Here is a 13,856-nt window from a genome sequence, read left to right on the forward strand (position 1 = left end):
GACGCGATCCGGATCGTCTCAGGCTTCGACGGCCGGGAGGAGTTGCTGGCCGCCGTCGAGGTCGTAGACCACGCCGGTGATGGCCGTGTTGGTCATGAGGTGCAGCGCGAGGTCTGCGACATCCGAGGCCTCGATCACTCGATGCACCGGGAGGGTCTCGCGCAACTGACGACGCCGGTCGTCCAGCCCGTCGCCGAGCAGGCGCGCGGAGAGCGGGGTGTCGACGAAACCCGCGGCGATGAGATTCATCCGCACCGGCCCGATCTCCAGAGCCAGGTTCGCCGCCGCGGCCGCACGGGAAGCGACGGTGGCGCCGATCACCGTGAGTCCGGGCGCGGGGTGCTTCGAGCCGGTGCCCGACATGAGAGTGATGCTTCCGCCGGGCCGCGACAACGGCGGAACGAGCTGCGCCAACCGGATCATCAACTCCAGGCTCTTGCCGATCGCACGCCCTGCCTGCTCCGGGTCGAGATCGGCGAGACGGCCGTAATAGGGGCCGCCGGCCGAGACGAAGACATGATCGACAGGGCGATCGAGCCCGGCGAAGAAGCCGGTCAATGCCGCCGGATCGCCGGCGTCGAACGCCTGTCCCCTCGCACCCGGCAGCTCGCCGAGCGCGGCGCCCAATCGCTCGGAATCCCGCCCGGTAATGGTCACGGCCGCACCTGCCTCGAGGGCATGCCGAGCCACCGCCAGTCCGATTCCGGCGCTGCCGCCGAGAACGACGACGCTCTGGCCGTCGAGCGATTCGGTCATGTCCTTCTCCTCTGAGTCGGCGTGAGCACATGGTACGGCGGCTGAAATCACGAATCAATGACGGATTCGCTCGACAGAGTTCACCCCGTTCGGGTGACGTCTCGACTGCGGGGCGTCGCTATCGTCGGGCCACACGCCGATCCGCTCCGAGACCCCCGGGCCGATCGGCGAGGGAGGTGAGTGGCGCCATGACCCGTCGCCGTCAAGGCCGCCCCTGGAACGTGGTGCCGGAGAACACGAGCGACGATCCGTACGACGCCTACCTGAACTGGGCCTCGAAGAGACAGGAGGCAGCCACGATGCCGACCGCGGCGGAGTATTCCGATCGGCGCCGGCGTCGGCGCTCGCCGCGGCATCCGGCGTCGGCGTTGGCCGAGCGCTGGACCGTCGTCGACGACGTCGACGTCTTCTACCGGGAGTCGCCCGAACCACCGGCCGCCCCGGTGATGATGCACCTGCACGGCTTCGGCCTCTCCGGCCGCTACCTGCTGCCCACCGCCGAGCGGCTGCGCGACGAATTCCACATCCTCGTCCCCGACCTGCCCGGATTCGGGCGCAGCGGGCGACCGTCCGAGCCCCTCGACGTGCCGGAACTCGCTCACGCGGCCACGCGGTTCCTCGACGACCGCGGTATCGAGCGCGCGACGCTCGTCGGCAACTCGATGGGCTGCCCCATCATCTGCGAGTTCGCGCACAACCACCCCGAACGCATCGACCGCGCCATCCTGGTCTCCCCGGCAGGCGGTCTGCACAACCAGCCCCTGAGACGTGCGGTCGGCCAGCTCGCCCGCGACGGCACCCGCGAGCCGCCCCGGATGATGCGTGTCGCGGCTCCCGACTACGTGCGGTTCGGGGTGCCCAGCACGGTGCGGATGTTCCGCGCGCTCACCCGCTATCCCTCCCTGGACCGGTTACTCGCACTCGAGATCCCGACCCTCGTGGTGATCGGTGATCGCGACCCGCTGATGCCGGGTCCCGACCGCATCCGCGAGGTCGCGTCGCTCACCGACAACCACGTGCTCGTGGTGGTGATGGAGGGGGCCGCGCACGCCATCAACTTCAGCAATCCGGGTGAGCTCGCGCACGTCATCCGGTTGTTCATGGCCGACCAGCCCATCGTCGACGACCCGGATTCCCCCGGTTTCACGCGGGCCTACGAGATCCATCGGGGAACCCTGCATCCTGCGCCGAAGGCGCCGCCCGACGGGGCGGCGCCGGCCGGCTGAGCAGGGCTGCCACGAGGAAGCAGACAGCGCCGAGGAAGGTGCCGAGGTTCGCCCAGAACAAGCTCACCAGATCGGCGGTGGACGGGAGAACGTATGCTCCCACCGCGGATGCGCCGAAGAACACCGACCCGAGCAGGTTGAGCCAGGTGCACCGCCAGCTGCGGGCGTTCGGATCCCACAAGCGGTCGCGTTCGGTGGTCGCGACGACGGCGAGGGTGCTCGCCACCAGGAAGCAGACGGAGCCGGCGGCATCCGGTCGCCACCCGCTGTTCACGCGCGTGGTGCTGTCGACGGCGGTGAGCAGGGCGTCGGTGGTGCTGATGTTGAAGAACAGCGTTCCGACCAGTTGAACGACCGCCGCCCACCAATCGAACACGTCGGGTCGAGCGGTTCCGCGGGCGGGGCGATGCCTCCCGCTGAGCGCGAGTTGGATGAACGCGGCAGCCGTGAAGAACAGGGCGCCGACGAAGAAGGTGAGGTCGGTGACCGCGACGCCGACGGCCTCCGCGTACCACGGGATCGCGCCGACCAGGAAGCAGAGCGAACCGATCGCGAACCCCCAGGCCTCACGTCGGAGGCGGATCACGCGAGTGGCCGGCATGAGGCGACAGTAGGCGCTGCCGCGGACGGCGACATCACCCATCTGGTATGACGACGCGCGGTCGGTGGGTTCTTAGTGTCAGGGCATGACCAGGACAACCGCAACGCCGACTTCGACTTCTTCGTCGCGTGGGTTCACCGGCGACGGCACCCACAATCAGCTCAACCCCATGTTCGCCCGCGTCGGGGAGTCGATCGACTTCCCGCTCGACGAACTCCCGCAGCACGAGTCGCTGCCCGAGACGGCCTATCAGATCGTGCACGACGAGGCGATGCTCGATGGCAACTCGCGCCTGAACCTCGCGACGTTCGTGGGCACCTGGATGGACCCGTTCGCCCAGAAGCTCTACGCCGAGACCGCCGACAAGAACATGGTCGACAAAGACGAGTACCCACAGACGGCCGCGATCGAGACCCGGTGCTGGAAGATGCTCGCGAGCCTCTGGAACGCTCCGGACACCGCGAACGCCATCGGCACCTCCACGATCGGGTCCTCCGAGGCGTGCATGCTCGGCGGCCTCGCCCTGAAACGACGCTGGCAGCACGCCCGCCGCGCCGCCGGGCTGTCCACCGACAAACCCAACCTGGTGCTCTCCAGCGCAGTCCAGGTGTGCTGGGAGAAGTTCTGCAACTACTGGGACGTCGAACCCCGCTACGTGCCGATCACCGACGAGCACCGCGTGCTCGACGGCCACGACCTCGACAAGTACGTCGACGAGAACACCATCGGCGTCGTCGCGATCATGGGCGTCACCTACACGGGCATGTACGAACCCGTCGCCGAGATCGCCGCAGCACTCGACCGCATCCAGACCCAGACCGGACTCGACGTGCCCATCCACGTCGACGGCGCATCCGGAGCCATGATCGCCCCCTTCCTCCAGCCCGACCTCGTCTGGGACTTCCGGCTCGAACGCGTGCACTCGATCAGCACCTCCGCGCACAAGTACGGCCTCGTGTACCCCGGACTCGGCTGGGTGATCTGGCGCACGGTCGACGACCTGCCATCCGATCTCGTCTTCGACGTCACCTACCTCGGCGGCCACATGCCCTCCTTCGCCCTCAACTTCTCCCGCCCCGGCGCACAGGTGCTGCTGCAGTACTACCTCTTCCTCCGGCTCGGATGGGAGGGGTACTACAAAGTGCAGAAGACGACCCAGGATGTCGCGGTCTACCTCTCGGGACGGATCGGTGCGATGCCGGCCTTCGACCTCTGGAACGACGGGACCGACATCCCGGTCTTCGCCTGGCAGTTGAAGGCCGGGTACACGGACAAGTGGAACCTCTACCACCTGTCCGAGCGACTGCGCCTCAAAGGGTGGCTGATCCCCGCCTATCCGATGCCCGACGACCTCACCGACATCGTGGTGCAGCGCATCGTGGTGCGCAACGGCCTCAGCCGCAACCTCGCCGAAAGCCTGATGAACGACATCACCGAGGCGGTCGACTACCTCGACGCGCTGGAAGCGCCGATGCCGACCGAAGGGCTGGTGTCGACCTTCACGCACTGACCACGAACGGCTCGTGCCGGTATCCGGAGTGATCGACGACGGCCACGGTCGACTCGGGCACTTCGAGGAACACGCCGGGCACATCGTTCAGCGGCTCGGAGACGATCACGTGGGCGTGGCTGCCGAACAGCTTCAGCCGCTCGGCATCGGGATACATCTCCCGCACGACGTCGACATCGACCGAATGGTAGAGCGTGCGCGTGCGCCCCTGCGAGGAGTAGCGGAACGCCCACACGGTCTCCCCGTCGGTGACCGCGATCGTGCCTTGCATCGGAAAGGCGATGCCGTGCTCGTGGCCGACCGATTCCACCATCCCGATGGCGGCTCCGAGTGCGGCGATCGGATCGTCGCGGAGTCCCAGCGACAGCGCGAGGTGGAAGAGCACCTCGGAATCGGTGGTGCCGAGGATGTGCGGATAGAGCGACGGGTCGACGGCGTAGGTCAGGTCGCGCTTCACTTTCGGGAACTCGGCGAGGTAGCCGTTGTGCATGAAGAGCCAGTTCTCGTAGCGGTAGGGGTGGCAGTTGGTCTGTTGGATCGGCGGCCCGGCGGCGGCGCGAACGTGACTGAAGAAGAGCGGGCTCCGGATGCTCCGGGTCAGTTCACGCAGGTTCTGGTCGTTCCAGGCCGGCTCGATGCTGTGGAAGTAGCCGGGCTCCGCCCCCGGACCGCCGTCGACGGGATACCACCCGAATCCGAACCCGTCGCCGTTGACGGTCTCGGCGCCGAGTGGCGAGTTGAGCGACTGAGCCACCAGCGAGTGCGGCGAGTCGAGGATCACGATCGAGGGTTGAAGCGGCTCCCCCGTGTATGCCAGCCACCTGCACATGTCGATCCGCCTGCCTTTCGTCGAGAGGAGAATGCGCCGACAGTACCTCCGCCCCCGGCCCCGGTCGTCATCCGTTCGGGATGATGCTCGGCCGTTCATGCTTCACCGGCGGCTGCTCGCGATCACAACCGGAATATGTACGGCACGAGCTGAGTGAGCACCGCATCGCTGATCGTGTTCGGGCCGCCCAGCACGACGATCTTCCGCGGGTTGAGCCTGTCGAGTTCCGCCGCGACCCCGTCGGGAATGCCGTCCTTGGTCACGAGGAGCACCGGCGCGTTCGCCACGATCGCGGCCGCCGACCCGGAGAGCGCATCGGGGAAGACGGCCCCGGAGGCCACATAGACCGTGGATGCACCCGTCGGGTAGGTGTCCGCGGAGACGGCTGCGGACACCGCATAGCGATCAGCACCGGCGAGGCGTGCAATGGGTGAAGCCGCTGGTGCATGGGTCGCGACCTCGCTGAGAGTGGCCTCGCTGACGCTGTTGGGGCCGCCGAGGATCACCACCTTCTTGGGCTGCAGGCGCTCCAACTCGGAGGCGACGGTTGCCGGCACGGAGTCCTTCGTGACGAGGAGCACAGGTCCGTTCAGATGGCCCGCGGCAGCGGACCCGGAGAGCGCGTCGGGAAAGTTCTGGCCCGAGGCGACGTAGGCGACGGCGACACCCGCGCTGAAGTCCCGAGCGGACAGCGCCGCCGACACGGCGTACCGATCGGCGCCCCCGACCCGCGTCGTCGGACCGTACACGGCCAGTGCAGTGGCCACCCCGTCGCTGATGGTGGTGGTACCGCCCATGACCACAATGCTTCCCGGCTTCAATCGCTTGAGCTCAGCAGCCACCACGCCGGGAACGCTGTCACGGGTCACCAGCAACACGGGAGCCTTCTTGACGCCAGCGGCAGCAGACGCCGAAAGCGCATCGGGAAAGTTCTCCCCTGACGCGATGTACACCGACGGGACGCCGGGCGCGAAGGAACCCGCCGAGACCGCCGCAGAAACCGCGTATCGGTCGGCACCGCCGATCCGCGACACCGCCGAGTTCGATTGGATCCCGATCACCGAGACCGTGTCGGAACCGCTGTTGGTCACGTACGCGCGCTGCGTGCCCGGGTCGATCCCGATTCCGTCCGGCTGTCTCCCGATACCCGTCGAATCGTCATGGGGAATCACCTCGGTGACGACATCGGACACGGTGTCGATCACGGATACCGTGCCGTCGTTGTTGTTGACGACGAAGGCGGTGAGCGAGGCCGGGTCGAACGCGATCCGCACCGGGTACATACCGATCCCCACCCCGCCTGCCGGTGCATATGGGATCACCTTCGTGACCTTTCGTGCCACCGTGTCCACCACCGAGACCGTCGCGGAGTTGTGCTGCGTCACGTAGACCTTGTGGCCGCCCGGAGCGACCGCGATTCCCTCGGGATGGTCGCCGATGCCGTCAGCACGACCGATCGACGGCAGCACGGTGTCGCTGGAGGTGTCGATCACGGCGATCGAGTCATTCCAGTGGTTGGTGATGTAAGCCCGATGGTCGATCTCGTCGACGGCGATCTGCAGTGGATTGTTGTCGGGGGTGACGCGGAGGACCTTGATGACGGCGTGGGAGATCGTGTCGATGACCGAGACCGTGCCATCCCAGTAGTTGTTCACATACGCGCGGTGGGTGGTCGAATCGATGCCGATGCCGAAGGGCTGCTTGTGGATCCCGTTCCCTTCATCGTGTGGAATGACGTGGGTGACTCGATTGGTCCGGGTGTCGATCACCGACACGGTCGAGTCTTGATGATTGACCACATAGGCTTCGTGCGCTGCGGCATCGACGGCGATGTAGGACGGCTCACCGCCGATCCCATTCGCGGAGTCGTGTGGAATGACCGTCAGCACCGTATCCGTCTGGGTGTCTACGACAGATACGCTGCCACTCTTCCAGTTGGTGACGTAGGCGCGATGAAGCCCCGTGTCCACCCCCACAGCGGTTGGACTCTCGCCGATTCCGGTCGAATCGTCGTGCTGGATGACAGACCGCACCGGAGTCGCAGCCTCTGCCGTGGCCGGCGCCATCGTCGCGCAGAGCATGGCGGCCGCAACGGTCGCAGTGACGCCGGAGATCAAGACGTGGCGGAGTTGCTTCATACTCCCGGATGTTACACGAGGAATGCTCAGTGTTGGCTGCGAGTTCAGTCGACGACGGGGATCGCCGAGGTGATCGTCTCGAGGCCCGAGAGGCGGGCGGGCGAGATGAGCTTCATCACGCGCTCGCGACTCATCAGCTCGGCATCGACGACGAGGTCGGCGATGTTGCGGTGCGTGAGCAGAGCCGTCTTCGCCAGCGCGGAGGCCGCCGCGTAACCGATGTAGGGCGTCAGCGCCGTCACGACGCCGACCGACGTCGAGACCATCGTGTCGAGCCGGTCGAGGTTGGCGGTGATGCCGTCGATGCAGTTGATGCGGAGGGTGCGGCATCCGCCCGTCATCCAGGCCAGGCTCTGCAGCAGCGAGTGTGCGATCACCGGTTCGAACGCGTTCAGCTGGAGCTGCCCGCCTTCCGCGGCCATCGTCACCGTCACGTCGGCCCCGGCCACGGCGAACGCGACCTGGTTGACGACCTCGGGAATGACCGGGTTCACCTTGCCGGGCATGATGCTCGACCCGGCCTGCCGTGGGGGCAGATTGATCTCGCCGAATCCCGCCTGCGGGCCGCTGGAGAGCAGGCGCAGGTCGTTGCAGATCTTCGAGAGCTTGATGGCCGAGCGCTTGAGCACGCCCGAGAGGGTCATGAACACGCCGGCGTCGCTCGTGGCCTCGACGAGGTCGGCCGCCGTCACGTGCTCGAAACCGGTGAGCTCACGGAGGTGGCGGCAGACCGTCGCGGCGTAGGCAGGATCGGCCGTGATGCCGGTGCCGATCGCGGTGGCGCCGAGGTTGATCTCCCAGAGCAGCGGCAGGGTGTGCCGCATCCGCTCGAGGTCTTCGGTGAGCGTCGTGGCGAATCCGTGGAACTCCTGGCCGAGCGTCATCGGCACGGCATCCTGCAACTGCGTGCGGCCGACCTTCAGTACGTTCGCGAACTCGTGGCCCTTCGCGCCGAAGGAGTCGCGGAGCAGTGCGTGCTCGGCCATCAGACGGTCGAGGGAGAAGCACATCGCGAGCTTCACCGCGGTCGGATACACGTCGTTGGTCGATTGGCTGCGGTTGACATCGTCGAGCGGATGCAGCACGTCGTACGACCCCTGCGGGTGCCCGTGTGCCACCAGGGCGACGTTGGCGATCACCTCGTTGGCGTTCATGTTGGTCGACGTGCCGGCCCCGCCCTGGATGACGCCCACCACGAACTGGTCGTGGAACTCACCGGCGCGGACGCGTTCGCAGGCCTCCTCGATCCACTCGGCCTTCCACGCGTCGAGCACGCCGATCTCCCGGTTGGCCCGGGCCGCGGCCTGCTTCACGATGGCCAGGGCGTTGACGAGGTCGGGGTAGACAGAGATGGGCCGGCGGCTGATCGGGAAGTTGTCGATCGCGCGGGCGGTGTGGATGCCCCAATAGGCCTCGGCGGGGATCTCGACCGACCCGAGGCTGTCGGTCTCGAGCCGGGTGGCTCCGGCGACCGGGTCGCCGGGCTGAGGGGTGTTCAGGGTGTGTTCTGCGGACGCCGCTGGGGTTGTCACGGTGAGCTCCATTGCTTGTGTCATGTCGTATCGCTTGTGGCTGGACGACATCGACTCTACTCGCGCACGGATCAGCTGAGGCGGCGCAGCAGACCCCGGATGAATCCGTCTTTGCGCTCCGTGAACGGCGGATACACCAGCTTCATCGTGTCGGGAGTGAGGGGTTTCCGCAGCACGGCCTTCTCATGGCTGAAGGTCTCGACGCTGCGCCGCCCGTGGTAACGCCCCATCCCGCTCTCCCCCACGCCGCCGAAGGGCAGGCCGGAGACGCTGAGGTGGGCCGCGGGGATGCCGAAGCCGACGGCGCCCGACGAGGTCTCGGTGAGGATGCGCCGCGCCGCGGTCTTCGAGTTCGTGAAGGCGTAGAGCGCGAGCGGCTTGTCGCCCGCGCGGATGACCTCGATCGCCTCGTCGAGGCCCGACACCTGCACCATCGGCAGGATCGGACCGAAGATCTCCTGCTGCATCACCGGGGCGTCGCGAGCGACGCCGCCGAGCAGCGTCGGTGCGACGTAGCGCGTGCGCTCGTCGGAGCGGCCGCCCGCGAGCACGCGCTCCCCCTCCAGCAGACCGGTGAGCCGCGCGAAGTGGTGGTCGTTCACGATCCGGCCATAGCTGGAACTCGATCGCGGGTCGCCGTCGTACAGCTCGCCGATCGCCTCGATCAGGTGCGGCGTGAGCGCTGCCGACACCCCGGCCGTGGCGAGCAGATAATCGGGCGCCACGCAGGTCTGGCCGGCGTTCAGGAATTTGCCCCAGACGATCCGGCGCGCCGTGGCGGCCAGGTCGACCGTGTCGTCGACGTACACCGGCGACTTGCCGCCGAGTTCCAGGGTCACGGGCGTCAGGTGCTTCGCCGCCGCGGACATCACGATCCGGCCCACGGTTCCGTTGCCGGTGTAGAAGATGTGGTCGAATCGCTCGGCGAGCAACTCGGTGGTCTCGGTCACACCGCCTTCCACCACGGCCACGGCACGCGGATCGAGGTACTCGGGCACGAGGGCCGCCAGCAGCGCCGAAATGGCGGGTGCCAGCTCGCTCGGCTTCAGCAGCACGGCGTTGCCCGCGGCCAGCGCCCCGACCACGGGGGCGAGCAGCAGCTGCACGGGATAGTTCCACGGTGCGATCACGAGCACCACCCCGAGCGGTTCGAGCAGCGTCGACGCGGAGGCCGGCGCGATCGCGAGCGGCACAGCCACCCGTCGCGGTCGCAGCCACCGGTGCAGGTGCGCGAGCGTGTGATCGATCTCCGCGAGCACGATGCCGATCTCGGTCAGCTGCGACTCGGCGGGGTTCTTGCCGAGGTCGAGGAAGAGCGCGTCTTCCAACTCGGCCGAGCGCTCCACGAGCATCCGCTTCAAAGCGGTGAGCTGCTCGGTGCGCCAGCGCAGCGAGCGGGTGACCCCGCGGTCGAAGGCGCTGCGGAGCGCGGGCACGATCGCGGCCACGGGCACGGCAGCGCGGTCGGCGGGATCGGTGGCGGAACCGGCGGTGGACTCCAGAGTCATGTGCCCATCGTAGGAGCGTGCGGGCTACCCGTGGAAGAACGGCACGATCAGATAGATGCCGTAGAGCACGGCACAGGCACTCAGTCCGAAGCAGAGATACGACAGCACGGTCGCGTAGGCGGGCCGCACCTGCTCACCGGTGCGGGCGTCCGGATGCGTGAGCCCGCGAAAGCGCAGCCCGAACGAATACAGGCTCACCACGACGGCGGTGGAGACCAGCGATGCAATGGCGACCGCCAGGAACGAACCCCACTCGATCATCCGGCCACCCTTCTCTTGCGACGCGTCGCCTTCGGGCTCCGCACCGCGATCGACGCGGCGTCGACCTCGCTGATGGCGTTGTTCGAGTCGACCCGGTTGCGGCGGGAGAGCAGGAAGATCGTGACGATGACGGCGAGCCCCACCCCCAGGTCGATGATGATGCCCGCGGTGCCGATGGTGGCGACGAAAGCCGCCAGGGCTCCCACGACGGCCGAGGCCGGAAGGGTCATCGCCCAGCCGAGGCCGATGCGCCCGGCCGTGCGCCAACGCACCGAGGAGCCCTTGCGCCCGAGACCCGAGCCGATCACCGAACCCGAGGCCACCTGCGTGGTGGAGAGGGCGAATCCGAGGTGGCTGGAGGCCAGGATCGTGGCGGCGGTGCTCGTCTCGGCGGCGAACCCCTGTGCCGGCTTCACGTCGGTGAGTCCGGCGCCGAGGGTGCGGATGATGCGCCAGCCGCCCATGTAGGTGCCGAGGGCGATCGCGACGGCGCAGGTGACGATCACCCAGATCTGCGGCCCGGTTCCGGAGTCCTGCAGGCCCGCCGAGATGAGCATCAGGGTGATGACCCCCATGGTCTTCTGGGCGTCGTTCGTGCCGTGCGCGAGGGCCACGAGCGAGGAGGAGAAGATCTGGCCGTAGCGGAACCGCCCGCGCACGCCCGATTGGGCGCTGGAGGCGGGCATCCGGGTGATGGCGTAGGCCAACCGGGTGGCCGTGAACGCCACCACCCCGGCCACCACCGGGGCGATCAGAGCGGGCAGGATGACCTTGCTCACCAGCACGCTGTAGTCGACCACTCCGAATCCGGCGCCGACGATGGCAGCACCGATCAGGCCGCCGAAGAGGGCGTGCGACGAGCTCGAGGGCAGGCCGAACAGCCAGGTCACGAGGTTCCAGACGATGGCGCCGATCAATCCGGCGAAGATCATCTCGGGCAGGATCTGCACCCCGCCGTCGCCCTCTTTGATCAGCCCGTTGGAGATGGTCCGGGCCACCTCCGTGCTGAGGAACGCACCCACGAGGTTCAACGCGGCCGCGAGGCCCACGGCCACCTTGGGCTTCAGCGCCCCGGTGGCGATCGGCGTCGCCATGGCGTTCGCCGTGTCGTGGAAGCCGTTGGTGAAGTCGAAGAACAGGGCCAGAACGACGACCAGCACGACGATGACGGTCAGATCCACCCGTGCCTCTCCAGCCGTTGATGCCTGCGGCGCGCAAGACGAGAATTCATCGGGAGTTCATGCACGTCGGGTGGCCCGAACAGGAGCCGTCACGATAATCGCATCCGCCCCCGTCGAGGTCAACTCGGGATCGCTCTACGCTGGAGGAATGGATGCTCTCCCTCCCGTCGCCCCCAAGTTCCCGCTCGAACGCTCGCACCACGGCGACGTGGTCGTCGACGACTACGAATGGCTGCGCGAAAAGGAGAATCCGGAGACGCTTCGCTACCTCGAGGCGGAGAACGCGTACACCGATGAGGCGACCGCGCACCTCGCGGAGCTGCGTCAGCGCATCTTCGACGAGATCAAGGCGCGCACGCTCGAGACCGACCTCTCGGTGCCGGTGCGCGACGGGCGGTACTGGTATTACACCCGCACCGCCGAGGGCTCCCAGTACGGCGTGCACTGCCGCGCGCCGATCTCCGGCGACGACGACTGGACTCCCCCGGCCGTGGAAGCGGGCACCCCCATCGACGGAGAGCAGGTCGTGCTCGACGACAACGCCGAGGCCGACGGCCACGACTTCTATTCGCTCGGCTCCTTCGACGTCAGCCCCGACGGCGACTTCCTGGCCTACGCCGTCGACGTGCTGGGCGACGAGCGCTACACGCTGCGCATCCGCGATCTCCGCACGGGTGAAGACCTGCCCGACGTGATCGCCGACACCTTCCCGGGCGCCGTGTTCTCGGGCGACGGCGGCAGCGTCTACTACCCCACCGTCGACGACGCCTGGCGCCCCGACACCATCTGGCGGCACGTCGTGGGCGGCACCGAGCCCGACGTGCAGGTGTTCACCGAGCCCGACGAGCGCTACTGGGTGGGCGTGGGACTCACCCGCAGCAAGAAATACCTCGAGATCGCGATCGGATCGAAGATCACCAGCGAGGTGCTGCTGCTCGACACCAGCGATCCCGATGCCACGTTCGAGGTGGTCTGGCCGCGGCGCGAGGGTGTCGAGTACTCCGTCGAGCACGCGGTGGTGGGCGGCCGCGACCGCCTCCTCATCCTGCACAACGACGGCGCGGAGAACTTCGAGCTGATCGACGTCGACCCGGCGCATCCGCTCGACCGCGCCGGCTGGCACACCGTGTTCGCGCACGATCCCGCCGTGCGTCTGGAAGAGGTGGAGGCCTTCGCCGCACACCTCACGGTCGACTACCGGCGTGATGGCCTGACCCGCATCGGCGTGCTGCCACTGGCCCCCGATGCTCCGGAGATCGACGGCTCGGCCTTGGTCGAGATCGCGTTCGACGAGCCGTTGTTCTCGGTGGGCACCTCGGGCAACCCGGAGTGGCTGCAGCCGACGGTGCGCTACGGCTTCACCTCCTTCGTCACGCCGTCATCGGTGTTCGACTACGACGTGACGACCGGCGTCTCGACACTGCTGAAGCAGCATCCGGTGCTCGGCGGCTACGATCCGGCCGACTACGTGCAGCGGCGCGAATGGGCGACGGCGGCCGACGGCACGCAGGTGCCGCTCTCGATCGTCGCCCGGGCGGGGGTTCTGGATGCCGGCTCCCCCGCGCCCTTCGTGCTCTATGGTTACGGCTCCTACGAGGCGTCGATCGACCCGGGCTTCTCGGTGGCGCGGCTGTCGCTGCTCGACCGCGGCGTGGTGTTCGCGATCGCGCACGTGCGCGGCGGCGGCGAGCTCGGGCGGCACTGGTATGAGAACGGCAAGACGCTCAGCAAGAAGAACACGTTCACCGATTTCGTCGCGGCGGCGGAACGGGTCATCGAACTCGGCCTCACCTCACCGTCGCAACTGGTGGCTCAGGGCGGCAGCGCAGGCGGGCTGCTGATGGGCGCGGTGGCGAACCTGGCGCCGCACCTGTTCGCCGGCATCCTGGCTCAGGTGCCGTTCGTCGATGCCCTGACCTCCATCCTCGACCCGTCGCTCCCGCTGACGGTGATCGAGTGGGACGAGTGGGGCGACCCGCTGCACGACCCCGAGGTGTACGCCTACATGAAGTCGTACTCCCCCTACGAGAACGTCGTGCAGCAGCAGTATCCGCGCATCCTGGCGGTCACGAGCCTCAACGACACCCGCGTGCTCTACGTCGAACCCGCGAAATGGACGGCACGCCTCCGCACGGTCGGTGCTCCCGTACTCCTCCGCACCGAGATGTCGGCCGGCCACGGTGGCGTCAGCGGCCGCTACGAGCGCTGGAAGGAGATCGCGGAGGAGTACGCCTGGATGCTCGACGTGCTCGGTCGCGCGTCGGCCTGACGGCCGTGAGGAGCCCGGCCACCGCTCCGGCCGGGCTCGAATCCG

Annotated in this window: 11 protein-coding genes; 3 read left to right on the forward strand and 8 right to left on the reverse strand. The window is 67.8% G+C overall.

Translation table 11 applies throughout. The features are described from left to right. Positions 1 to 18 precede the first annotated feature (18 nt). Positions 19 to 756, reverse strand: coding sequence for an SDR family oxidoreductase (locus BLW00_RS10215; protein WP_092553332.1), 738 nt, complete (start codon positions 754 to 756; stop codon positions 19 to 21). A gap of 299 nt (positions 757 to 1,055) precedes the next feature. Between BLW00_RS10215 and BLW00_RS10220 the strand changes: the two genes are divergently transcribed. Beyond that, entirely contained in the window at positions 1,056 to 1,982 is a 927-nt protein-coding gene (locus tag BLW00_RS10220) for an alpha/beta fold hydrolase (RefSeq protein ID WP_092554645.1), read from the forward strand. On the opposite strand, the gene BLW00_RS10225 is transcribed toward BLW00_RS10220, so the two are convergent. After that, the gene (locus BLW00_RS10225) at positions 1,900 to 2,583 is read right to left on the reverse strand and encodes a YrhK family protein (RefSeq protein WP_092554647.1); all 684 of its coding nucleotides are present in this window, start codon (positions 2,581 to 2,583) and stop codon (positions 1,900 to 1,902) included. The two genes, BLW00_RS10220 and BLW00_RS10225, sit on opposite strands and share 83 nt — an antisense overlap. An 85-nt stretch (positions 2,584 to 2,668) precedes the next feature. On the opposite strand from BLW00_RS10225, the gene BLW00_RS10230 reads away from it, so the two are divergent. Further along, the gene (locus BLW00_RS10230) at positions 2,669 to 4,093 is read left to right on the forward strand and encodes a glutamate decarboxylase (protein ID WP_092553335.1); all 1,425 of its coding nucleotides are present in this window, start codon (positions 2,669 to 2,671) and stop codon (positions 4,091 to 4,093) included. Here BLW00_RS10230 and BLW00_RS10235 read toward each other — a convergent pair. From BLW00_RS10235 to BLW00_RS10260, 6 genes are all read right to left on the reverse strand, one after another. Then, positions 4,083 to 4,922 (reverse strand): class II glutamine amidotransferase, encoded by an 840-nt coding sequence (locus tag BLW00_RS10235; RefSeq protein ID WP_092553338.1) that lies wholly within the window; start codon positions 4,920 to 4,922, stop codon positions 4,083 to 4,085. The genes BLW00_RS10230 and BLW00_RS10235 overlap by 11 nt on opposite strands. A gap of 122 nt (positions 4,923 to 5,044) precedes the next feature. Next, the gene (locus tag BLW00_RS10240) at positions 5,045 to 7,060 is read right to left on the reverse strand and encodes a cell wall-binding repeat-containing protein (RefSeq protein WP_092553341.1); all 2,016 of its coding nucleotides are present in this window, start codon (positions 7,058 to 7,060) and stop codon (positions 5,045 to 5,047) included. Between the two features lie 44 nt (positions 7,061 to 7,104). Beyond that, on the reverse strand, positions 7,105 to 8,559 hold the full coding sequence (locus tag BLW00_RS10245; protein ID WP_245741559.1) for an aspartate ammonia-lyase: 1,455 nt from the start codon (positions 8,557 to 8,559) through the stop codon (positions 7,105 to 7,107). A 104-nt stretch (positions 8,560 to 8,663) separates the two neighbouring features. Next, complete coding sequence (locus BLW00_RS10250; protein ID WP_092553346.1) at positions 8,664 to 10,100, reverse strand: aldehyde dehydrogenase family protein; 1,437 nt, start codon at positions 10,098 to 10,100, stop codon at positions 8,664 to 8,666. 24 nt (positions 10,101 to 10,124) lie between these two features. Next, the gene (locus BLW00_RS10255) at positions 10,125 to 10,361 is read right to left on the reverse strand and encodes a hypothetical protein (RefSeq protein ID WP_092553349.1); all 237 of its coding nucleotides are present in this window, start codon (positions 10,359 to 10,361) and stop codon (positions 10,125 to 10,127) included. Next, a complete protein-coding gene (locus tag BLW00_RS10260; protein WP_092553352.1) occupies positions 10,358 to 11,542 on the reverse strand; it encodes an inorganic phosphate transporter in 1,185 nt (394 codons plus the stop codon). Before BLW00_RS10260 ends, BLW00_RS10255 begins: the two co-directional genes overlap by 4 nt. Before the next feature lie 148 nt (positions 11,543 to 11,690). Between BLW00_RS10260 and BLW00_RS10265 the strand changes: the two genes are divergently transcribed. Then, positions 11,691 to 13,811 carry a S9 family peptidase gene (locus tag BLW00_RS10265; protein ID WP_092553355.1) on the forward strand — a complete coding sequence of 707 codons (2,121 nt, stop codon included), beginning with the start codon at positions 11,691 to 11,693 and terminating at the stop codon, positions 13,809 to 13,811. Positions 13,812 to 13,856: the final 45 nt, after the last annotated feature.

This window comes from Herbiconiux ginsengi, assembly GCF_900107435.1.
Taxonomy (GTDB): Bacteria; Actinomycetota; Actinomycetes; order Actinomycetales; family Microbacteriaceae; genus Herbiconiux; species Herbiconiux ginsengi.

Excerpts from the sequence above, each read along its gene's own strand:
- BLW00_RS10265 (WP_092553355.1), top strand. The coding sequence starts at position 11,691 with ATGGATGCTCTCCCTCCCGTCGCCCCCAAGTTCCCGCTCGAACGCTCG.
- BLW00_RS10215 (WP_092553332.1), bottom strand. The coding sequence starts at position 756 with ATGACCGAATCGCTCGACGGCCAGAGCGTCGTCGTTCTCGGCGGCAGC.
- BLW00_RS10255 (WP_092553349.1), bottom strand. The coding sequence starts at position 10,361 with ATGATCGAGTGGGGTTCGTTCCTGGCGGTCGCCATTGCATCGCTGGTC.
- BLW00_RS10235 (WP_092553338.1), bottom strand. The coding sequence starts at position 4,922 with ATGTGCAGGTGGCTGGCATACACGGGGGAGCCGCTTCAACCCTCGATC.
- BLW00_RS10230 (WP_092553335.1), top strand. The coding sequence starts at position 2,669 with ATGACCAGGACAACCGCAACGCCGACTTCGACTTCTTCGTCGCGTGGG.
- BLW00_RS10225 (WP_092554647.1), bottom strand. The coding sequence starts at position 2,583 with ATGCCGGCCACTCGCGTGATCCGCCTCCGACGTGAGGCCTGGGGGTTC.
- BLW00_RS10220 (WP_092554645.1), top strand. The coding sequence starts at position 1,056 with ATGCCGACCGCGGCGGAGTATTCCGATCGGCGCCGGCGTCGGCGCTCG.
- BLW00_RS10250 (WP_092553346.1), bottom strand. The coding sequence starts at position 10,100 with ATGACTCTGGAGTCCACCGCCGGTTCCGCCACCGATCCCGCCGACCGC.
- BLW00_RS10240 (WP_092553341.1), bottom strand. The coding sequence starts at position 7,060 with ATGAAGCAACTCCGCCACGTCTTGATCTCCGGCGTCACTGCGACCGTT.